The sequence below is a fragment of the Nocardia sp. CA-129566 genome, assembly GCF_050956075.1.
Classification (GTDB): Bacteria; Actinomycetota; Actinomycetes; order Mycobacteriales; family Mycobacteriaceae; genus Nocardia.
Window position 1 is genome coordinate 5,312,534 of sequence record NZ_CP192085.1, and the last position, 22,567, is coordinate 5,335,100.

Genomic DNA, 22,567 nt, shown 5'->3' on the forward strand with positions numbered 1-22,567 from the left:
ACCGGTTTCGCAGGCCGCACATCGCTGGCGATATCTCGCGCGAATCTGCCTCGGTAACACCAGGTTCCGTCCGAGTGTCCGGGCGCTCTGTCGATGGATTGTTCGAAACGCTCTCGCACGACCACACCCCCTGATTCATGACGCCGCGACGGCGGGCACTGCCGTACGCGCCGAAACCGGTCCCGGTGTACGGGACCGACTCGCGTCCTTGCACGACGCCACCGCACTCACACGTGGTACCACCGGGGACCAAGCGGGTTGTCGCGCGCTCTACGGTCACTGTCTTGCCTCATGCGCACGTGCCGCTGCTTCGAGGTGTTCGTTCAGCACGGGACCGATGACGGCGAGTGACTCCGGTGTCGTCATGGCCGAATGCTTGCAGCGCAGGTCGTGATTGTGGATGGTGCCGGTGACAAAGGGCTGCCAGGCGGCGGCGCACCGGGTGGGGTCGGTGCGGTTGATTTCATCATCGCCCGCGGTGAAGAACAGCAGGTCGCCATTGAAGGTGCGGGGGCGGAAGCCGTGGGCGAGGACGGTGCCGTTGGCATAGCCCGCGTAGAGGCGCTCCAGGTGTTCGACCGTCAGTGCGGCGAACGGGCCGGGGCGCGACCGCAGCAGTTCCGCGGCGTCGCGCAGGCTCATACGCTGGTCGAACTCCACGTCGCCACCCAGTGCGTCGCTGCCGAATTCGCCGATGATCTCGGCGACGGACGGGATCGCGTGCTCGAGCCATTCATCGCTGAGCTGGTAGCTGTCCATCATCGACAGCAGCGCGACCTCGTCACCGGCCTGCTGCAGCTGGATCGCGACCTCGTGCGCGATCAGGCCGCCCAGCGACCAGCCGAGCAGGTGGTAGGGCCCCTGCGGCTGGATCGACTTGATATGCGCCACATAGTTTTCCGCGGCCTCGCCGATCGAATCGAACCCGTCCTCGCCCGCGACATGCGGCGCCTGAAGTCCATACACTGGGCGGTCCGGTGCGAGATGCGCGAGCAGACCCGAGTAGCACCAGGCCAGCCCGATCGCGGGATGGATGCAGAACAGCGGGGCCCGGCTCGCGGCGGCGCGGGCACGGATCGGCAGCACCGGCTCCAGCGTCGCGGCGATCGCCGCGCCCGTGGCGCCGGTGCCGTCCAGCCGAGCCGCGATGGCGGCCGGAGTGGAGTCGCCGAACATCAGCTGCACCGGGATGTCGATCCCGTTGGCGCGCAGCTGCGCCACTACCTTCGTAGCCAGCAGTGAGTTGCCGCCGAGTTCGAAGAACCCGTCGTCGACACCCACCGTTTCGACACCGAGCACCGTCGCGAAGGCGGCGCACAGCTGCTCCTCGGTCGGAGTGGTCGGCGCCCGGTAGCCCTCGCTCGCACTGAAGACCGGTTCCGGCAGTGCGTTTCGGTCGAGTTTGCCGACCGGGCTGAGCGGTATCTCGTCGATCAGCATGATCGATTGCGGCACCATGTAATTCGGCACCCGGGCGGCGACATGCTCGGTGAGTTCCGCGGCGCTCAACGTGATTCCATTGCGCGCCTTCACATAGGACACCAGCGCCGTCGCACCGGCGACTGTCCGGTATCCAATGGTGGTCGAGAATTCCACCGCGTGATGCTGGGCGAGCGCGGCGTCGATCTCGCCGAGTTCGATGCGGAAGCCGCGGATCTTCACCTGATGGTCGGTGCGGCCGACGTATTCGATCTCGCGGACCCCGGCGGCGCTGCGGCCGAACCAGCGCGCGAGATCGCCGGTGCGATACATGCGCTCACCCGGCTTGCCGTACGGATTCGCGATGAAGCGCTGCGCCGTCAGACCGGGTCGGTTCAGGTAGCCCCGTGCCAGAGCACTACCCGCCAGATGCAATTCACCGGCCACCCCGACCGGCGCTGGATGCAGGCGCGCGTCGAGGATGGTCGCGTTGACACCGCGGATCGGGCCGCCGATGGTGATCGGCCCGCCCGGTGTCATGGGCTGCGAGATCACCGTGACGATGGTGGTCTCGGTCGGCCCGTACACGTTGTACAGATTGCGCCCCGGTGCCCAGCGACTGACCAGATCGGGCGGCACCGCCTCGCCGCCGACCAGCACGTGCGAAAACTCGGTGACCCCGGTCGGATCGACCGTGCCCAGCGCCGAGGTGGTGATGAACGCGTGCGTGATCCCCTCGTCGATGAACACCTTGCCCAGTTCGGCCCCACCGACCACACCGGGTGGCGTGATCACCAGCGTCGCCGCGCCCCCCAGTGCGAGCAGCACGTCGAGCATGGCGGCATCGAAGCTCGGCGTCGCGAAATGCAGGACCCGGCAACCGGGGTGGACGTCGAAGCGCTGCGCGGTCTCCGCGGCGAAGTTCGACAACCCACCGTGGGTGACCACTACCCCCTTGGGCGTGCCGGTAGAACCGGAGGTGTAAATGACGTACGCCGGATTGTCCAATCGCAACAGCGCGGTCCGCTCTCCCGACCCGATCCGGTCATCGGATGCGTCCAGCACCCGACGGCGGAATTCGTCGTCGTCGAGCACGATCCACTCGGCATCGCCGTGCCCGAAAAGAGGCCCGAGCTGATCGCGGTGTTCGAAAAGCGTGATTCCCAGCGCCACACCGGAATCGGTGAGCATATGACTTATCCGCCCCGCGGGGTACATCGGATCGACCGGTACGAACGCCGCACCCGCCTTGGCCACTGCGAGCATGGTCGCGACCGACTCGACCGAACGCGGAATACCCAGCGCCACCAGCGTTTCCGGACCGACTCCACGTTCGATGAGCACCCGCGCCAGCCGGTTGGTCCACCGGTCGAGCGCGTCGTAGCTCACCTGGGTGTCTTCCGAGCGCAATGCGATGGCCTCGCGGTCGACATTCACCGCGGTCTCGAACAGCTCCGGGAAGGTGATCGGCCGGTCCGCGCGCGCGCCGCACACCGGGGCCAGCCCGGACCATTCGGCGGGATCGAGCAGTTCCAGATCCCCCACCGCGGTGGTCGGATTCACGGCGATGGCGGTGAGCAGCCGGACCAGTCGGGTACCGAGCCACTCGGCGGTCTGCTCGTCGAACAGATCGCTCGCGTAATTGACCGCCAGCGTGATCCCGGCCGGTTCCTTTGTGTCGGTGTGGGATTCGGTCAGGGTGAACTGCAGATCGAACTTCGCGATACCGGTATCGACATCCTCCGCCTCGATTCGCAGCCCGGGCAGATCCACCACCCGCACCGGATGGTTCTGCACCGACAGCATCACCTGGAACATCGGGTGATGGGCCTGCGAGCGAACCGGATTCAGCACCTCGACGAGGCGTTCGAACGGCAGGTCTGCGTGCGAAAACGCGTCCAGATCGGTATCGCGCACGGTGTGCAGCAGATCGGTGAACCTGGCGTCGGGATCGATCCGGGTGCGCAGCACCAGCGTGTTCACGAACATGCCGACCATCCGATCCAGCGCGGGATGGCCGCGCCCGGCGATCGGGGTGCCGACCACGATGTCATCGGTCGCGGTCATTCGATGCAGCAGCACCGCGAGCGCGGCGTGCAGCACCATGAACATGCTGACGTTATGGCCGGTGGCGATCTTGTGCAGTTCGCGATGGACGAACGGGCCGATGGCACATTCGACGGTGCCACCGCAGTAGGTCGGTGTGGGCGGACGGGGCCGGTCCGCGGGCAGGCTCAGCAGCTCCGGAATCCCGTCCAGGGTGCGCCGCCAGTAGTCGAGCTGGCGGTTCACCACCGAATCCGGCTCGTTCTCGCTGCCGAGCGTGTCCTGGTGCCACAGTGTGTAATCCGCGTACTGGACCTCCGATTCCGGCCAGTCGGGGGTCTTGTCCCCACACGCCGCTCGATATGCGGCGGCCACGTCGGCGGCCAGTGGTTCCAGCGACCAGCCGTCGATGGCGATGTGGTGCACGACCAAGACCAGGATGTGCTCGCTCGACGCCGCTGGCGGCGCGTCGACGGCTCCTGCTGTATCGACCGTGATCAACGCGGCGCGGATCGGCACGGTCGTCGCCAGGTCGAATCCCGGCATAGCGAAATCCTGGACAGCGCCGGGAACTTCCGCGGGCGGCATCGTCACGGCGTACACCGCCACCTCGGCGTCGGCGGGATCGAGCACCTGCTGCACGGGTGCCCCATCGATCTCGGGGAACACCGTGCGCAGCGTTTCGTGCCGCCGTTGTACCGCGTGCAGCGCCCGCACCAGCGCATCGACATTGAGTTCGCCGTGCAGGCGCAGCACGACCGGAACGTTGTACGCACCAGCGGTAGAGCTGGCATCGGCACCGATCTCGTTGAACCGGTTCAGGAACCACAGCCGGTACTGGGCAGCCGACAATGGAATCCGCTCCGGCCGCTCGCGGCGCACCAGTTCCAGCCCGGTATTCGCACCGGGTCCGGAATCGAGCACCGCCGCGAGCTCGGCAACCGTCGGCGCCGCGAAGACCGTGCGCACCTCGAGCCGAGTATTCGCCGCCGCGGCCAAGCGGGTCACGAGTTGTGTTGCCAGCAGCGAGTTTCCGCCGATATCGAAGAAGCTCTCGTCGGCGCTAACGGTTTCGAGACCGAGCAATTCGCCCATCACCTCGGCGACCAGTCGCTCGGAGGCGGTTTCGGGTGCGCGCAGCGCGGCGCGCGCTATCAACTGTGGTTCCGGAAGTGCGGCGATATCCAACTTGCCGGTCGGGGTCAGCGGAATCCCGTCCAGCACAGTAATACTGGCCGGAACCATATGCGCGGGCAGTTTTTCGGCAACATGGGCGCGCACCGCGTCGGTATCCGGTGTGCCCGTTTCGTCGGCGGGCTGAATGAACGAGACGATCCGGTCCGCACCCGCGATGTGGCGCACCTCGGTGTGCGCGAACCGCACATCTCGATGGTCGACGAGCACACTGGTGATCTCGCCGAGTTCGATTCGGAAGCCGCGCACCTTCACCTGATGGTCGCTGCGCCCGAGGTAGACGATTTCGCCCGCGGCATTCCAGCGCACCACGTCACCGCTGCGGTACATCCGCGAACCCGCGGGACCGTAGGGGTCCGCGACGAACCGCGTCGCGGTGAGCTCGAACCGGTCGAGATACCCACGCGTGATACCGAATCCACCGAGGTACAGATCGCCGGGCACGCCGACCGGAACCGGGCGCATCCGCTCGTCGAGGACCAGCGCCCGCGCACCGCGCACCAGGGTGCCGATGGTGATCGGCTTGCCGACCGCCATTGGATCGGAGATCGTGATGATGATGGTGGTCTCGGTCGGCCCGTAAGCGTTGTGCATCTGCCGTCCCGGCGCCCAGCGGGCCACCAACTCGGCACCGACGGGCTCGCCACCCACCATCAGTGCGCGCAGGCTCGGCAGTGACCACCGTTCCCGATCAATGGTGGACAGCGCGGCCGGGGTGATGAACGTGTGGGTGACGCGTTCGCGCTCGATCAGCTCGGCCAGTTCGTCGCCGCCGTAGATATCCGGCGGGCAGATCACCATGGACGCACCGGATCCGATCGCGAGCAGCAGGTCGCAGATGGCCGCGTCGAAGCTCGGTGAGGAGAAGTGCAGCGTGCGCGAATTCTCGTCGATCACCATGCGCTCGCGGACCTCGTCACCGAAATTCGACAGGCCGCTGTGTGTGACGGCCACGCCCTTCGGCTTTCCGGTCGAGCCCGAGGTATAGATCACATAGGCCAGATCGGCGATTTCGACTTTGCGCAGCAGTTCGCGGTCGTCGATCCGGCTGTCGTCGAGTTCGGCCAGCTCATCGGCGAATTCGGGATCATCCAGCAGCAGCCAGTCGGTGACCGGCCCGTCCGCAGCGCGCAGCCGATCGGCATGTGCGGACACCGTGATACCGACCCGGCAGACGGAGTCCAGCAACATGTGCCGCACCCGGTCGACCGGGTAGTTCGGATCGACCGGCACGAACGCCGCACCGGATTTGGCCACGGCGAGCATCGTGACGACCGATTCGATCGAGCGCGTCAGGCCGAGCGCTATCCGGTCCCCCGGACCGACACCGCGTTCGATCAGCGCCCGCGCCAGGCGATTCGAGCGCCGGTCGGTCTCGGCGTAGGTCAGCGTGGTGTCGCCCGAGCGGATGGCCACGCGGTGCGCGTGCGCATGCGCGGTGGCGGTGAAGTACGCGGCCAGCGTGTGCTGCGGGGTGGTCGGTGTGCCGGTGGCCGGGGTGAGCATGCGTCGCTCGAATTCGGTGCGCGCGTCGATATCTCGGACCAGCACCCGTGGCGTACCGGAAATGGCCGCCAGCACCGCCAGGAACCGATCGGCCAGCGTCTCGATCGTTGCGGCATCGAATAGCTCTGCAGCGTAGACGAATTCGAACGCACGCCAAGCCTCGCCCGAACCGGTGTCGCGGGACATCGCCGCGACCCGCAACTCCAGGTCGAATTTCGCCAGCGCGATATCCAGTTCCTCGGCGCGCAGTGCCAGGCCGGGCAGTTCGAGCGACGGCACCGGCGCGTCCTGCACCGTCAGCGCCACCTGGAACAGCGGATGGCGACTGCCATCACGGACGCCGCGGCCCAGTTCCTTGACGATGCGCTCGAACGGAATATCGCCGTGCGCCATGGCGGCCAGCTCGGTATCCCGATCCGCGCGCAACAGCGTCGCGAACGAAATGTCCGGATCGACGTCCGAACGCAATACCAGCGTGTTGACGAACATGCCGACCAACTCGTCGAGCTTGGTGTCGTTGCGGCCCGCGACCGGCGTGCCGATCACGATATCGCGACCGCCGGTAACGAAGCGCAGCAAGACCGCGAGCGCCGAACGCAGCACCATGAACGCACTGACGCCCTGTTTGCGGGCAAGTTCGGCGAGGGCCTGCTGCACCGGCTCGGGCACACCGAAGCGCACGGTGCCCGCCTGCTGTGTCGGCTGGGCCGGACGCGGCCGGTCGTAGGGCAGCGGCAGTTCGTCGGGCAGATCCGCCAGCACGGTGCGCCAGTACGCGAGCTGTTCGCTCGCGAGGCTCCGCGGATCGGCCTCGTCGCCCAGGTAGGCGCGCTGCCACAGCCCGAAGTCGGCGTACTGCACCGGGAGTGGTGTCCAGGCGGGTATACCGCCCTCGTGTCTGGCCATATAGGCGGCCGCCAGATCCTTGGTCAATGGCCCGAGCGACCAGCCGTCGGCGGCGATGTGGTGCAGCACGATGCCGAGCAGGTGCCGCCGAGTTTCGGTGCGCAGCAAGGTGATCCGCAGCGGGAGGTCCTTGGTGAGATCGAATCCGGTGCGCGCGAATGCCCGCAACGCCTGTTCGGCGGCACCCTCGTCGGTCGGCACCACATCGAGCACCGGCACGGCCCGGGCGGTGGGCAGTACCGATTGCTGTGCGCCCGCGGTGTCCTCGGGAAATACGGTGCGCAGCACCTCATGTCGGTCCACCAGGTCGGTCAGTGCCGCGCGCAGTGCGGGTACATCCAGATCGCCGTCGATTCGAATGACGAATGCGATGTTGTACGCACTCGATTCGGGTGAAAATCGATTGAGGAACCACAGTCGCTGCTGGGGCAGCGACAATGGAATGCGTCCCGGACGCGGGATATGCACAGCCAGCGCCATCCGTTGCGTCCGGGGCGCTTCCGTTATGCGTGCCGCGATCCCGGCCACCGTCGGCGTCTCGAAGATCAGCCGCACCGGCAGGTCGACATCGAACTCCTCGTACAGCCTGGCCGCGAGCCGGGTGGCGAGCAGCGAATTGCCGCCCACGTCGAAGAAGCTGTCCTCGGCGCCGGTCACCGGGTGGCCGAGGATATCGCCGAACACGGTGGCGACCTGCCGCTCCAGCTCGGTGCGCGGTGCGCGCGAGGTACCCGCTGCCGCGAAAACCGGTGCGGGCAAGGCCTTTCGGTCGAGTTTGCCGGACGGGGTCACCGGCATCTCGTCGAGTACGGTGATCGAGGCGGGCACCATATAGCCGGGCAGCCGCTGCCGCGCGGTCTCGGTGATATCGGCGGCATCGATCACCTCGTCCGCGGTCACGTAGGCGACCAGGCGGGTCTCGCCCTCATCGTCGGTGTGTACGACCGTGAGCGCGCGCCGCACTCCCGGGTGCGCGCGAAGTACATGGTCGATCTCCCGCAGTTCGATGCGGAAGCCGCGAATCTTGATCTGGTCGTCGGCGCGGCCGAGAAAGCGCAGGTGCCCGGTCGGATCGGAGACCACGAGATCGCCGGTGCGGTACATCCGCTCCCCGCGCCGGCCGAGCGGGTTGGCCGGAAAGCTTTGTGCGGAAAGGCTGTAGCGGCCGAGATAGCCGCGCGCCAGACCGGGACCGGACAGGTAGAGCTCTCCTGGCGTGCCCGGCGGCACCGGATGCAGTCGGCCATCGAGTACGAACAGCCGCATGCCGCGCACCGGCATGCCGAGCGGTACGGCACGGCCCGCATGCATCGGACCACTGGCGGTGGCGGCAACGGTCGCCTCCGACGGCCCGTACATGTTGTGCATGCGATGCCCGCGCGACCAGCGCTCGACCAGTTCCTCCGAGCACGCCTCACCGCCGACGATGACGGCCTCGAGTTCGTCGAGTCCCTCGTTCGGCACGGTGGCCAGCGCGGCCGGGGTGATGAAGGCATGGGTGACCCGCTCCGTGCGCAGCAACTCGGCGAGTTCGGCACCGCCGTACATGCCAGCGGGTGCGACGACGATGGTCGCGCCCGCGGCGAAGCCGAGCAGCATCTCCAACACCGACGCATCGAAACTGGGCGAGGAGAAGTGCAGTGTCCGTGCCGAATCCGTCACGCCGAACAGGTGCATCTGCTCGTTGGCGAGCGAGGCGATACCGGCGTGGGTGACGATGACCGCCTTCGGCTTTCCAGTGGAGCCCGAGGTGTAGATCAGGTAGGCCGGATGTGCGGTGCGCAGCGGGTAGTGCCGATCCACGTCGGTGACCGGATCGGTGCCGTAACGGACGGATTCGGTGGCCAGCTCGTCGGAGCCGAGCACCAGCCAGTCGACATAGTGCTTGCGGTGTTTGCCGCGGGCGGCGGGCCAGGCGGGCATGGCGGCCAGGCAATTCGGCACAGTGAGTCCGAGCATGGCGCCGGAATCGACGATCATATGCCCGATCCGCTCGGCCGGGTAGCTCGGATCGATCGGCACATACGCCGCACCGGTTTTCGCGACCGCCCAGATGGCCGCGATCGAGTCCAGGCTGCGCGGTAGCGCGATCGCCACCACGACCTCGGGTCCGGCGCCGTGTTCGATCAGGGTGCGCGCCAGGCGATTCGACATCTCGTCGAGTTCGCGGTAGCTGGTGTCGGTGTCCTTGTAACGCACGGCGATGGCATCGGGCACCCGCTCGGCGGTGTCGGTGAGCAACCGCGCCAGTGTGATCGACGGTTCGCCGGGTGCGCCGGCGATCGGCACCAGCTTCGCGGTCTCGCGCCGGTCCAGGATGTCCAGATCACCGACCGGCATATTCGGCGCGGCGACAACGGCACCGAGTACGGCGATGAAGCGATGGGCAAACGATTCGATCGTGCGCTGGTCGAAAACATCAGTGGCATAGCCGAATTCGGCGTGCAGCGGGCCGTCGGACAGGCCGTCGTGCACCTCCAGCTGCAGATCGAATTTGGCGATATCGGCGGCGATCGGCAGCACCCGCGCCTGCACGCCGGGCAGATTGATGCTCAGATCGGGTGCGTGATCGTAGGACAACATCACCTGGAACAGCGGGTGCCTGGCGGCCGAACGCTCCGGGTTGACGAGCTCGACCAGCCGCTCGAACGGCACATCCGCATTGGCGAAGGCGTTGAGATCGGTTTCGCGGACCACGTCGAGCATCTGGTCGAATCCGGCTGCCGGGTCGACCTCGGTCCGCAACACCAGAGTATTGACGAACATGCCGACCAGGTCATCGAGCGCCGGATCGGAGCGACCCGCGATCGGGGTGCCGATGGTGACATCGGTGCTCGCGCACAGCCGCGCCAGCAGGGTGGCCAGTGTCGCGTGCAGCACCATGAACATGCTGACGCCCCGGCTGGCGGCGAGTTCACCAGCGGCGCGCCGGATCTCGGGGGCGATGGTGAACGCGACCCGGCCGCCGGTGGTCGAGCGGCGCAGTGCGCGCGGACGATCCAGCGGCAGGTCGAGCTGGTCGGGCAGACCGCGCAGGGCCGAGCGCCAGTAGGCGAGCTGACGGCTCAGCGCACTGGCCGGATCGGCTTCGTCACCCAGCAGTTCCCGTTGCCACAGTGCGAAATCGGCGTACTGCACCGGCAGCGGCGTCCAGTCCGGTGTGCTGCCCTCCGCGCGCGCGGTGACGGCGAACATCAGGTCCCTGGCCAATGGCGCCACCGACCAGCCGTCACCGCAGATGTGGTGCAGCACAATGAGGAAAACGTGCCGATCCGGTGCAGTGGTCCACAGCGCGACCCGAATCGGGGCCTGGCTGCGCAGGTCGAAACCGTAGCCGGCGAATTCCTCGGCGAGTTCGCGCACATCGGCGCCGATGGCGTCGATCGGGTCCAGGGTCAGCGGAATCTCGGTAGCAGGATGTATCAGCTGGCAGGGGCCGTCCGCCCCGTCCGGAAACGTGGTGCGCAGGGATTCGTGGCGTTCGATCACATCGACGAGCCCGGCCCGCAACGCCACGAGATCGATCGGCCCGTCGATTTCGACGGCCAGCGGCATGTTGTATGCGGCGGCGTGTTCGGCGAAACGGTTGAGGATCCACAGCCGCTGCTGGGCCATCGACAGCGGAATCCGTCGCGGCCGTTCGGCGGGGACCAGTTTCGGGGAGGACGCGTCCGGGTTGTGTGTGGCGAAGCGCTCACTGAGCGCGGCGATGGTCGATGCCTCGAACAGGTCGCGGATGGCCAGCCCGGCGCCGAGCGTGGCGTTGATCCGCGCCACCGCGCGTGCGGCGATGAGCGAATTGCCGCCCAGGTCGAAAAAGCCGTCCTCGACACCGATTTCGTCGACGCACAGGACTTCGCTGAAGATGCCGGCCAGTACCCGCTCCACCTCGCTGCGCGGTTCGGCGGTGACCGGCCCGACCGGGCGGGCGATGACGGGTTCGGGCAGGGCCTTGCGGTCGATCTTGCCGTTGGCACTGAGCGGTAGTTCATCGAGGACCATCAGCGAGGCGGGAACCATGTAGCTGGGCAGGGTACGGCGCAACGCATTCTGCAGTGTGGTGGTATCCAGGTCCGCCGTAAATGCCGGGGCGGCAACAACATAGGCGGCGAGCTCGTCGCCGGTTCGGCTGGCGTGCGCCACGCACACCGCGCGCGCGACCCGCTCGTCGGCCAGCAATGCCGCCTCGATCTCACCGAGTTCGATGCGCAGGCCACGAATCTTGACCTGGAAATCGCTGCGGCCCAGGTATTCGAGCACGCCGCGGTCCGCATCACCCTCGTGTCGGCCGAGATCCGGATCGCCCTGCCAGCGGGCCAAGTCGCCGGTGCGGTACATGCGAGCGCCGGGAGTGAACGGGTTGGCCACGAAACGGTCCGCGGTGAGCTGGGATTGGCCGAGATACCCGCGCGCCAGTTGGACGCCCGCAAGATACAGCTCCCCCACTACCCCCGGCGGCACCGGGCGCAGGAGCGAGTCGAGGACGTAGGTCTGGGTGTTCCACACCGGAGATCCGATGGGCACGGTGGCCGGTTCGGCCGGGCACGGCCAGTAGGTGACGTCGACGGCGGCTTCGGTCGGTCCGTACAGATTGTGCAGTTCCGGTCCGTGCAGGGCGGCGCTGAAATCGCGAACGGTGGCCGCGGGCAAGGCTTCACCGCTGCAGAACACCCGGCGCAGACCGGCGCAATCGCGCACATCGGTGTCGGTGACGAACACCGACAGCATGGACGGCACGAAATGCGCCGTGGTGATGGACTTTTCGCTGATGATCCGGGCCAGGTAGGCCGGATCACGGTGCCCGTCGGGTTCGGCGATGACCAGTCGCGCGCCGATCTGCAAGGGCCAGAAGAATTCCCAGACCGAGACATCGAAGGTGGCCGGGGTCTTCTGCAGGACGGCGTCGGTGTCGTCGAGGGGGTATTCGTGCTGCATCCAGCGCAGCCGGTTGACGATCGCGGTGTGGGTTACAGCGACGCCCTTGGGTTTTCCGGTCGAGCCGGAGGTGAAGATGACGTAGGCGAGATGGTCGGCGCGAAGCGGGGTGCGGCGATCGCTGTCGGTGATCGGGGCGGCGTCGACTTCCGACAGGTCGGCGGTGTCGATGGCCAGCACGGCCGCGCGCTCCGGGAGCGTGAGTTCGTCGCGGGCCGCGATCAATACGCACACGGGTTCGGCCTGCTCGAGGATCTGGTCGATCCGTTCGGCGGGGTTCTCCGTATCGAGGGGCAGGTAGGCCGCACCGGCCTTGATGACCGCGTACATGCCGACGACGAGTTCGATGCTGCGTCGCAGGCACAAGGCGACCACTGTGTCCGGGCCCGCCCCGCGGGCGATCAGCAGGCGGGCCAGCCGGTTGGCCCGCTCGTCGAGTTCGCGGTAAGTCAGTGTCTCCTCGGCGAATTCGAGCGCGACCGCATCCGGGCAGATCATCGCGCGATCGGTGAACAGACCGGACAGGGTGCCCTGATGCAGTGCCGTCTCGGTGTCGTTCCAGGTGCGTAGTACGCGCTCGCGCTCGTCGTCGGTGATCGCGGCGAGGCCTTCGACGTTGGTGTCGAGGTCGGCGGCGAGGAATCGGGTCAGGAAGTCCAGGAACCGGGCGTGGTGCGCCGTGACCTCGGTATCGGTGTAGAGCCGCGGGTTGGCCTCGAAGTCGATGTGGATGCGGCCGCCCTCGCCGTTGTACAGATTGATCGAGAGGTCCTCGACCGGGCCGGTGGCGAGCACGTGCAGCGAGCCGAGCAGACTGCCGAATTTCAGCTCGTCATGGAACAGCATGATGTTGACCATCGGGCCGAAGAAGCCGCGCGCGTCGCGGGAGTAGCCGCAGTCGCGGCGGATGTCGTCATGGCGGTAGCGCTGATGCCGCAGCGCGCCGGTGATCTGCAATTCCGCGTTGCGCACCACATCGCGGACGGTGGTTTCGGCATCGAACCGCAGCCGGATCGGCACCACATTGGAGACCACGCCGGCCGAACGGCGCAGCGCGACCGTGGTCCGCGCCGAAACCGGCAGGCTCAGCACCACATCCGGATTGCCGGTCACCGACCGCACATAGCAGGCCAGTGCCGCGGCGAACATGGTCGAGCTGTGGGTCTCGAGCGCGGCCGTCGCCGCGGTCATGGCCGCCTCGCCGCGTTCGTCCAAGACCGCGCAAGCACGACGCCGCCCCGCGTCGGGGGCGGCGGTCAGGCCGTTCACACTGGACAACGACATCGGCCCACCCGCGTCCGCCAATTGCTCGAGCCAGTAGTCACGGTCGTTGCGGAACCGGCTGGAATCACGATAGGTGGATTCGTCCGCATAGATAGTGGCCAGCGGCGTCGCGCGAGAGCTGGCCGGTTCGGTGCGGTTCTCCACCGCCGTATAGATCTCGGCCGTGCGGGTGAGTGCGTTCATCGCGCCGTAGCCGTCGATCACGATGTGATGGGCACGCGCGTACCAGATGTAGTCCGTGTCGCCGGTCCGCAGCACTATGTTCGTGGTCAGCGGGTCGTTCTCGAGATCGATCGGCGAGCTGGCATGCTCGTTCATCCAGCGCATCGCGGCAGCGTGTGGATCAGGCTCGTCGCGCAGATCGATCCGGGCCCAGCCCGGGCGGAAGGTGTGGTCGATCACCTGATGCGGGACGCCGTCGATCTCCACCAGGCGTACATGTCCGACCTGCGTTTCGGCGCCGAACCGTTCGATCGAATAAAGCAGACGGCCGACATCCAGGTCCCCGTGGATCTCGACATACTGGGCGATGGTAAGCGGAACGTCGGGGCGAATCCGTTGGGCGTACCACAAGGCTGTTTGCGCAGGCGACAGTGCGAATGGTTGTGCCGAGAATTCACCAGAAGAGCATTGGTCGACGCGATCCGTGGCCAATGAACTCATCAATCACTCCTTCTGCCGCTGTTGATGCGCATCTCCCCGAGCACCGCCACCGCAGGCGCGCATGCGCCAGCCGTAGGACGTGATCCACGCCCATTGATTCGGAGCACCGGATGTAGCGGATGGCCAGCGTTGCGGATTTGTGTCACTTCCAACGCCGTTCGCGGCAGCACACTTGCGCGAGCTACTTCTCCGCAAATATAGCTTTTTGCTGGGCCTATGCGGTAGAACGAGAGAGGGGAGGCGTGAATCGCGACACGCCACGGCATTAGTTACGGCTCAGCAAACGGCTGACTAGCGCCCAGGGCTTGCCGACCGTCGGTAACACCAGCCCCGGAACAAACCGATTGTTCGGTCAGAGGGAATACTCGTTCGCCGTGTTCAGCAGATCCGATGTGCTCAACCGACCGGCTGGTCCGTGATGGCGTCCCGGTCGGTCGGGTTACTGCCACGTGCATTTAGCTGACGAATAGCTGCTACCACTACAGCAGCAGCGGTCAGGATAACCGACAACAGCTCCGGAGCGGCGCCGAATCGGGTCGCGAGTGTTGTGGTGCTGCGCAGCGGCAGTTCGGCGACCAGTGCGGCGGGCACGAATTTCGGGGTCTGCTGCTGGACCGCGCCGTCCGCGGTGATGATGGCACTGACGCCCGAGGTGGCGGCGACCACCAGGGCACGGCCGTGTTCGACGGCGCGGACCCGGGACATGGCCAGCTGCTGGTAGGTCATCTCGCTGTCGCCGAAGGTTGCGTTATTGGTGGGTACGGTCAGCAGTTGCGCGCCCGCGTGCATGGAGTCGCGGAAGGCGCGGTCGAAGGCGACCTCGTAGCAGGTGGCGACGCCGATGTCGATGCCGTCCGCGTGGACCGTGCCGTCGCCGTCGCCCGGCACGAAGTATCCTGCGCGGTCGGCGTATTCGGAGAACAGCCGGAAGAAGCCGCGCATGGGCAGGTATTCGCCGAACGGCTGGATGATCTTCTTGTCGTGGCGCTCCCCCGGCCCGACTGCACCATTCCAGACGATCACCGAGTTCGTCGTCGTGCGATCACCGTTCACCAGTACCGCGCCGACGAGTATGGGCGCGCCGATATGCTCGGAGGCCGCGGTGATCTCGGCGGCCGCGTCGGCATTGCGCAGCGGATCGATATCGGAGGAGTTCTCCGGCCAGATCACCACATCGGGCTTGCGGACCCGGCCCTGCGCGACGTCGCGAGCCAATTCCTCGGTGCGCCGGACATGGTTGTCCAGCACGGCGCGCCGCTGCGCATTGAAATCCAAACCGAGCCGCGGCACGCTGCCCTGGATGGCGGCGACGGTGATCGTCCGGTCGCCCTCCTCCGGGCCGGGCAGCGCCGCCCGCAGGATCACCCCGGTCATCGGGATGACAGCCAGAGTCGCTGCCGCGGCTATGACTCCGAGGCGCGTCCCGGTGACGGGACCACCGGATTTTCCGCCCGTCGTCGACGCGGCCGTCATCCGGACCCACAGGCGTACGAGCAGTGCCGCCGCCGCGGTTCCGGTGAGCGCCACCGCGAATCCGATGAGCGGCGCACCGCCCACCATGGCGAGCGACAGGTACCACCCGTCGGCCTGTCCGAACGCCAGCCGTCCCCACGGGAATCCGCCGAACGGAAAACTCGACCGCAGCCACTCGGTAGCCGTCCAGGCCAGCGCCACCCACAGCGGCCACCCCGGCAGCGCGAACAGCAACCCAGCCACTAGCCCGAAAAGTCCTATATATAAGGAACACACCGTCGACAGCGCGAGCCACGGCACCGGCCCCACATAGATCCCGGTCCACGGCAGCAGCGGCACGAAGAATCCGAGCCCGGCCAGCATGCCGTATCCGAATCCACTCCGCAGCCGCCCGGCGCCACGCACGGTCAGCGTCAATACCGCGATTCCGATCGGCGCGAGGAACCACAGCGGCCGCGGCGGAAAACTCCCGAAGATCAGCAACCCGGCGATCACCGCCGCCACGACGCGACTCAGCACCGGATGACGATCGAGCGCGGCGGCTATCCGGGTAAGCGCCGTCGCGGTTGAACCGTCGGTCATCGGTGCTCCCCGACCGCTCGCCCGAATAGGTCCATTTTCGGCGCTTTCGGCATGAATTCGGCCTCGCCCCGCCAGGACTGCGAGGGTAGGCCGGGAATCCGGGACGCTTCAGGCCTCATGGATGGTCACTCCGCGGTGCACGGTGCGCAGGCAGGTGGGCAGCTTCGCATCCGGGTCGAGTGGGGGGAGGCCGGGGACCCGAGAGCGAGGGTCGGTGGACCAGCGTTGGACGGTGTCGGCGGCTGCGGCGACGACGAGGTCGTCGGCGTCCCAGATCGCGTAGGAGGCGGGGGCTCCCGGGACCAGCGTGCCCGCCAGGCCATCGCGGATGCCACCGGCACGCCAGGCGCCCCGCGTGGCGGCGGCGAAGGCGGCACGGGGTGAGAGGCCGTGGCCGGGGGTGCGATGGTGGACCGCAGCGCGGATCGCGGCCCAGGGGTCGAGGGCGGTGACGGGGGCGTCCGAGCCGATGGCCAGGGCAATACCCGCGGCGGCCATTCCCGCGAAGGGATTGAGAGCGGCGGCGCGCTCGGGGCCGAGGCGGGTGGCGTACATACCGTCGGGACCGCCCCAGGTCGCGTCGAAACCCGGTTGGACACTGGCGATTACACCCCAGGCACCGAGTTGGGCGATCTGGTCGGCGTCGATCATCTCGGCATGTTCGACGCGGTGTCCGCGCGCCGCGACGGCCGGCCCGCCGAGTGCGTCGACGACCTGTCCGAAACCTGCGATGACCTCGTCCATCGCGGCATCGCCGATGACGTGGAACCCGGCCTGGATGCCCGCCTCGGTGCAGGCGCGCACATGCGTGGCAATCGTATCGGCATCGAGATAGCCGAGGCCGGTTCCACCGTCATCGGCGTAGGGTGCGCGCAGCCGCGCGCTGTGCGAGCCGATCGATCCGTCGACGAACAGATCGCCCCCCAACGCGTGCACCCCGAGTTCGGCGACCAGCGCCCGCGCCTCGTCCGCGGTGCGCACGGCCTGACCCCAATAGGCCCGCACCTCGACGCCGTGCTCGAATTCGAGCAGTTCACGAATATCGGTGCGCCCGGCGATCTCCGGTCCGCCGCATTCGTGCACCGCGACGACGCCGCGTGCGGCCGCTGCGTCCAGTGCCGCCTTGCGGGCCCGATCCCGTTGTGCGCGATCCGATCCCGCCAGAACTTCGGCGCGCACCAGATGGTGTGCCGCGGCACGCAGCGGCTCACCACGGGTGAACCCGTCCGCAGCAGTGACCGCTGCGTTCAGCAGTGCCGAGGAAACCACCGCCGAATGCGCGTCCACCCGCGACAGGTACACCTGTCGGCCCGGCCGCACCGCCGCATCGATCTCCTCGATCGTCGGCGGCCGCCCCTCCGGCCATCCGGTCTCATCCCAGCCGTCGCCGAGGATCGCGCCATCGGGATGGGCCACCGCGAACGCGCGCAACAGCTCCAGGCAGTGCGCGAGCGACCGCGCTGCCGACAGATCGAGTCCGGTGAGCTTCAACCCCAGCGCCGTCACATGGACGTGCGGATCGACGAACGCGGGCGCGACGAAAGCCCCGGCCAAGTCGATGATCTCCGCGTCCGGATGCAGCGCGCGTCCCGGTTGTTCGGCGCCCAGCCACACCACGGTGCCGTCGGTCACGGCCATTGCCGTCGCGTCGGGTGAACTCGAGCTGTAGAAACGACCGCCGATCAGCAACTGGGTACTCACGAGAGACCAGTCTGCCGTATGGGCGTTTCAGTCCTTCGAGTCGGACAGCCGCGTTGCCGGGGATACGTCCGCCGGTTGTGCCAGCACCGCCATGACCTCCGCATATCTCGGCGGTGCTCCGCAGCGATCGGGTGCGGCCCGCATGCCCGCCTCCACCGCGATCAGTTCCAGCCGCAGCGCCGCTGCCGTGAAACCGGAAATCGACTGTCCCGCAGCGGCTGCGGCCTGCCTGGCCGCCGCCGCCAGCTCCTCACTCACCGTGACGGTGAGCTCTTCGGTCGCCATCCGGCCACCCTAGTCCTTTGCGGCGTCGTACGAAATGGGCACGGCCGTGAGAATTCGCACGGTTTATGCGCGAGGGTCCCGATCGGTCTGCGATCAACTGCTACGGCAGGGCGGGTCGGGTCGACGGGCGCGGGTCGTCGTACCACTCGGTGACCACGACACCGTCGACCACATCGTCACCATCGATGACCACGCCGCGATAGGGCATCGCGGCCGCCAGACGGCTGAACCGCCGCGCGGCGAAGGCCGCGACCAGCGGACGGACCAGGAAGCGGGTCGGCGGCAGCAGCAGAAGCAGCCCGAAGAACGAGGTGACCAGGCCCGGGATGAACATCAGGAATCCGCCAGCGGCGACGAGCGCGCCATCTGCGACCGCGGTGCCCGGATTGATTTCCCCGCGACCGGCGCGGCGGAACTGTTCGAAGACGCGACGGCCCTGTGCGCCGATGAGCAGCATGCCCGCGGCGGATCCGGCGATCAGCAGCAGGATGGTGGGCATTACACCGATGAGATGGCCGACGCCGATCAGCGCGGCGATCTCCACGATGACGTAGAGCACGAACAGTATGGCGGGCATGGCGATCCTTTCGGACGATCTACCCGGTTCAACGTCGTGCGGTCGGATTTTTCTCCCGAACCAGCCTGATAGCTCGCTGAGATCTCACCCGCCGGGTCGAACCAGCCCGGTCTCGTAGGCCAGCACCACCGCCTGAACCCGGTCGCGCAGACCGAGTTTCGTCAGTACCCGGCCAACGTGCGTCTTGACGGTCGCCTCGGACAGATACAACTGCTCCGCGATCTCGGCATTGGACCGCCCCGCGGCGATCTGCTCGAGCACCTCGCGCTCGCGCGCGGTCAATACCTCGAGCACCACCGGATCCCGCATACCGCCGGGATCATCGGCGATGAGCCGGTCCAGCAGTCGCTTGGTCACCTTGGGCGACACCACCGCATCACCGGCGGCAACGCTCCGAATCGCCGAGACCAGATCCTCGGGCGGTGTGTCCTTCAGCAGGAATCCGCTCGCCCCGGCCCGTAGCGCGCCGAGTGCGTGTTCGTCGAGATCGAAGGTTGTCATCACCAGGACCTTGCAGCCGTCGCCCGCCTCGACGATGCGCTGTGTCGCGGCGACACCGTCGACCACTGGCATCCGCACATCCATCAGCACCACATCCGGGCGCAACTCCTTGGCCCGCGTAATAGCGGTGGCACCGTTCTCGGCCTCCCCGATCACCTCGATATCCGGATGCGCGCCGAGCACCATCTTCAATCCCATACGCATGAGTTCCTGGTCGTCGACAACGAGAACGGTAATCGGCACGTCCCTAATCTATCGGCACCGTCCAGCGCGTTTTCGATACCGTGCGCGCGAGGTCGAAACGACATCTCGGCTAACAGGTTTCGTTGCCACGCAGCAATGGAATGGTCGCGTACACCCGCCATGCGCCATCGGATGTGCGCCCCGCCTCCAGCGTGCCGCCGAGGACGGCGATGCGTTCGCGCATGCCGACCAATCCCATGCCGCCGCCCTCGATCGGGTTCGCGGCCTGTGCCCGCACCGGCACCCCGCCGGTGTCGGTGACCTCGATGACGACGTCGGTCGCGCGGCGCTGCACGCGCACCCATGCCTTCGGATGCGAGCCCGCGTGCCGGAGCGTATTGGTCAGCGATTCCTGGACGATGCGGTGCATGCCGAGACTCACCTCGGGGTTGATGTCGTCGAGTTCGCCGGTCATTTCCAGTTCCACGGCCAGGCCGGTGTCGCGCATCATCTCGACCACCTTGGCCAGCCCGGCGGTTCCGTGCTGCGGCAACTGATCCGGTGCGTGTTCGATACGCAGCAGTGCGACGGTCCTGCGCAGTTCGCGCAGTGCCTCCCGGCCGGTGCCCGCGATGGTGGCCAGCGCGCGTTCGGCGGCGTCCGGATCGCGCCGCAGCGTGTACTTCGCACCGTCGGCTTGGACGATGATCACGCTGACCGCGTGCGCGACGACATCGTGCAGTTCGCGGGCGATGCGGGTGCGTTCGGCGGCCACGGCATCGTGTGCGCGGCGTTCCCGGTCGTAATCGGCGACCGCCAGCCGTGCCGCCACCTCCTGGTCGTAGGCGTGACGCGCGCCGATGAATTCGGCCAGTGTCCAGCACAGCGCGTAGAACATCGCGATGAAGATCAGGTCCGAACCGGATGGCTTGTGCAGCAGCAGCAATGAGATGGTGCCGTCGGCGACCAATCCGAGCGCATACCACAGCGCTTCCTTGCGGCCGACGTAGGCGACCAGGGTATAGAGCATGATGCCGAGCCCGAGCAGTCCGATATGGTCGGCCTTGTCCTCGGACGCGTAGCTCACCAGCGTCGATGCGATCGAGAGTCCGAGCATCGCCGCGGCCATCGCGCGCGGGTACAGCCGCCGAAATGCCAGCGGTCCCGGCAGCAGTACACCGATTCCCAGATAGGCCAGCTTGCTATCGGAGTTGCCGACCCCGAGCACCTCGAGCAGCATGAGCGCGGCGGCCAGGATCGAATCCGCGATGAGGGGCTTGCCGCGAAGCCACAGACTGAACCGGCGCACGGACATCAGCCTAGGTGTGATCCGGACCGGCAGTGGCCGCACCCGCCGCCGGCGCGGAACCCAACCGTCTGGTTGGCTGACCGGGTGGATTTCGCAGACTGGGCGGCCTTATTGACGGCCGCGACCGCGGCAGGCTGGGTGGACGCGGTGGTCGGCGGCGGCGGATTGATCATCCTGCCGACACTGTTCCTCGTGGCGCCGGGCATCGCCCCGCAGACCGCGCTCGGCACCAACAAACTCGCCGCGGTCTCGGGCACCACCGCATCGGTCATGACGTTCGCGCGGAAGGTCCCGATGCAATGGCGAACGCTGCTGCCCGCGGCCGCGATTGCGGCGGGCACCGCCGCGACCGGTGCGGCCGCGGTATCGCTCATCGACCGTGACCTGTTCATCCCGATCGTGATGGTGGTGCTGGTCGGGGTCGCCGTCTTCGTCACGCTGCGCCCGTCGATCGGTATCACCATGGCGACGCACCCGCCGACGCGACGCAAGGTCGTCCTCGTGATCGCCATGGCCGCCGGGCTGATCGGCTTCTATGACGGACTGCTCGGCCCTGGCACCGGCACCTTCCTGATCATCACCTTCGCCACCCTGCTCGGCACCGAATTCGTGCGCGCGGCCGCGATGGCGAAGGTGATCAACTGCGGATCCAATTTCGGCGCGCTGATCTTCTTCGGCGTCACCGGTCACATCATGTTCGCGCTCGGCGCGGCCATGGCGGTCGGCAATGTGGCGGGCGCGATTCTCGGCTCGCACATGGCATTACGCAATGGCGCGCGGTTCGTGCGGGTCGTGCTGCTGGTGGTGGTCGTCGGGATGGTGATTCGTTTGGGGTGGCAGCAATTCGGCTGATCGCTCAATGCATGGGTCCGACCTGCATCTTGGTACTCGACGCGAGCCAGGGCTGCAGCACACGCGAGGTGGTTTCGTGGATCTGGCGATGCAGTCGCTCACCGTCGACTCCGGCCACCGGACTCTGGAACAGCACCGTCAGCGCACCGGATACCGCGCCGACCACGGCACCGACCAGGGCGGCCGCGCCGACCTCGTCCAGTTCGGCCGGAAACGCCGTATGCAACTGGCGCGCGATCTCGCGCTGCGCCACCAACTGCGCGTGCGCGGCACGTCCGCTCACCGCGGGCACCGTGCGCGAAACCTGTGCGCGCAGTGCGGCTATGCGCGCGTTCAGATCGTCGACCAGGTGCTCGCCCGGATTGTCACCGGCCGCCCGCAATGCCCGCAGCAGCACCTCCACCGGCCGCTCACCGGGCCGACGGCTGGCGATCGCCGCGACCGCGGCGCGCACCCGTTCGTCCTGCGCCGGAAACAGCAATTCTTCCTTGCTGGCGAAGTAGTTGAAGAACGTTCGGGTACCCACGTCCGCGGCGGCGGCGATGTCGGCCACCGTGGTCTCCTCATAACCTCTGCCCTCGAAAAGTTCGACGGCTGCCTGGAGGAGGGCACGGCGGGTACGTTCGCGTTTGCGGTCGCGGAGGGCGGATGGCGGCACGCGGGCACAGTACGGCATAACGCGACTTGGGTACGGTAAGCACCACTTTCGCGCGCGCCGCGCGGCCGAACCGTGATCAAATCCGACTCGCCCCGGGCTGGTCCGCGGCGATATCGCGGCGTGCCGCGTCGATCACCGAGTCCAGTAGGCCGGGAAAGCGGGCGTCGAGATCGTCGCGACGCAACGACTGCAGCGTCTCGCGACCGGACGGTCGCTGCCAGATGATCCCGGCGTCGCGCAGCACCCGATAGTGATGGGTCAGATTCGACTTGGGCACACCGTCCACGATCGAGCCGCAGGTGTGCTCGGCCCCGTCGGCGAGCACCCGGACGATCTGCAGTCGCAATGGGTTCCCCAGGGCGGCAAAAACATTCGCCAACTGGATCCGATCCCGCTCGGGGTGTGCCGTCATCACACGGACCAGAATAGCTCGATTGTTGACATACAGTCGAACTGTACGTAAGTATTTGAACAATCCAACTGTATGAGAGGT

Annotated in this window: 10 protein-coding genes; 1 reads left to right on the forward strand and 9 read right to left on the reverse strand. The window is 67.3% G+C overall.

The genetic code is table 11. From position 1 onward, the window contains the following. Window positions 1–276: 276 nt before the first annotated feature. The 7 genes from ACQP0C_RS22940 to ACQP0C_RS22970 form a co-directional block, all read right to left on the reverse strand. Window positions 277–13,953, reverse strand: coding sequence for an amino acid adenylation domain-containing protein (locus ACQP0C_RS22940; protein ID WP_433722923.1), 13,677 nt, complete (start codon window positions 13,951–13,953; stop codon window positions 277–279). Between the two features lie 396 nt (window positions 13,954–14,349). Beyond that, on the reverse strand, window positions 14,350–16,008 hold the full coding sequence (gene lnt, locus ACQP0C_RS22945) for an apolipoprotein N-acyltransferase (protein WP_433722925.1): 1,659 nt from the start codon (window positions 16,006–16,008) through the stop codon (window positions 14,350–14,352). Between the two features lie 108 nt (window positions 16,009–16,116). Continuing rightward, window positions 16,117–17,709, reverse strand: coding sequence for an amidohydrolase (locus ACQP0C_RS22950; RefSeq protein ID WP_433722927.1), 1,593 nt, complete (start codon window positions 17,707–17,709; stop codon window positions 16,117–16,119). A gap of 27 nt (window positions 17,710–17,736) precedes the next feature. Continuing rightward, window positions 17,737–17,994, reverse strand: a complete 258-nt coding sequence (locus ACQP0C_RS22955; protein ID WP_433722929.1) for a hypothetical protein — start codon at window positions 17,992–17,994, stop codon at window positions 17,737–17,739. A 100-nt stretch (window positions 17,995–18,094) separates the two neighbouring features. After that, a complete protein-coding gene (locus tag ACQP0C_RS22960) occupies window positions 18,095–18,571 on the reverse strand; it encodes an FxsA family protein (protein WP_433722931.1) in 477 nt (158 codons plus the stop codon). A gap of 84 nt (window positions 18,572–18,655) precedes the next feature. Next, entirely contained in the window at window positions 18,656–19,315 is a 660-nt protein-coding gene (locus ACQP0C_RS22965) for a response regulator (RefSeq protein ID WP_433722933.1), read from the reverse strand. A gap of 70 nt (window positions 19,316–19,385) precedes the next feature. Beyond that, complete coding sequence (locus ACQP0C_RS22970; RefSeq protein WP_433722935.1) at window positions 19,386–20,564, reverse strand: sensor histidine kinase; 1,179 nt, start codon at window positions 20,562–20,564, stop codon at window positions 19,386–19,388. 84 nt (window positions 20,565–20,648) lie between these two features. Between ACQP0C_RS22970 and ACQP0C_RS22975 the strand changes: the two genes are divergently transcribed. Next, a complete protein-coding gene (locus ACQP0C_RS22975) occupies window positions 20,649–21,416 on the forward strand; it encodes a TSUP family transporter (protein ID WP_433722937.1) in 768 nt (255 codons plus the stop codon). Between the two features lie 4 nt (window positions 21,417–21,420). On the opposite strand, the gene ACQP0C_RS22980 is transcribed toward ACQP0C_RS22975, so the two are convergent. Together ACQP0C_RS22980 and ACQP0C_RS22985 are read right to left on the reverse strand one after the other, a co-directional pair. After that, window positions 21,421–22,074, reverse strand: coding sequence for a TetR/AcrR family transcriptional regulator (locus tag ACQP0C_RS22980; protein ID WP_433722939.1), 654 nt, complete (start codon window positions 22,072–22,074; stop codon window positions 21,421–21,423). Window positions 22,075–22,150: 76 nt separating this feature from the next. Next, entirely contained in the window at window positions 22,151–22,486 is a 336-nt protein-coding gene (locus tag ACQP0C_RS22985; RefSeq protein ID WP_433734628.1) for an ArsR/SmtB family transcription factor, read from the reverse strand. Between the last annotated feature and the right edge of the window lie 81 nt (window positions 22,487–22,567).

Excerpts from the sequence above, each read along its gene's own strand:
- ACQP0C_RS22955 (WP_433722929.1), bottom strand. The coding sequence starts at position 17,994 with ATGGCGACCGAAGAGCTCACCGTCACGGTGAGTGAGGAGCTGGCGGCG.
- ACQP0C_RS22960 (WP_433722931.1), bottom strand. The coding sequence starts at position 18,571 with ATGCCCGCCATACTGTTCGTGCTCTACGTCATCGTGGAGATCGCCGCG.
- ACQP0C_RS22940 (WP_433722923.1), bottom strand. The coding sequence starts at position 13,953 with ATGAGTTCATTGGCCACGGATCGCGTCGACCAATGCTCTTCTGGTGAA.
- lnt (WP_433722925.1), bottom strand. The coding sequence starts at position 16,008 with ATGACCGACGGTTCAACCGCGACGGCGCTTACCCGGATAGCCGCCGCG.
- ACQP0C_RS22985 (WP_433734628.1), bottom strand. The coding sequence starts at position 22,486 with ATGACGGCACACCCCGAGCGGGATCGGATCCAGTTGGCGAATGTTTTT.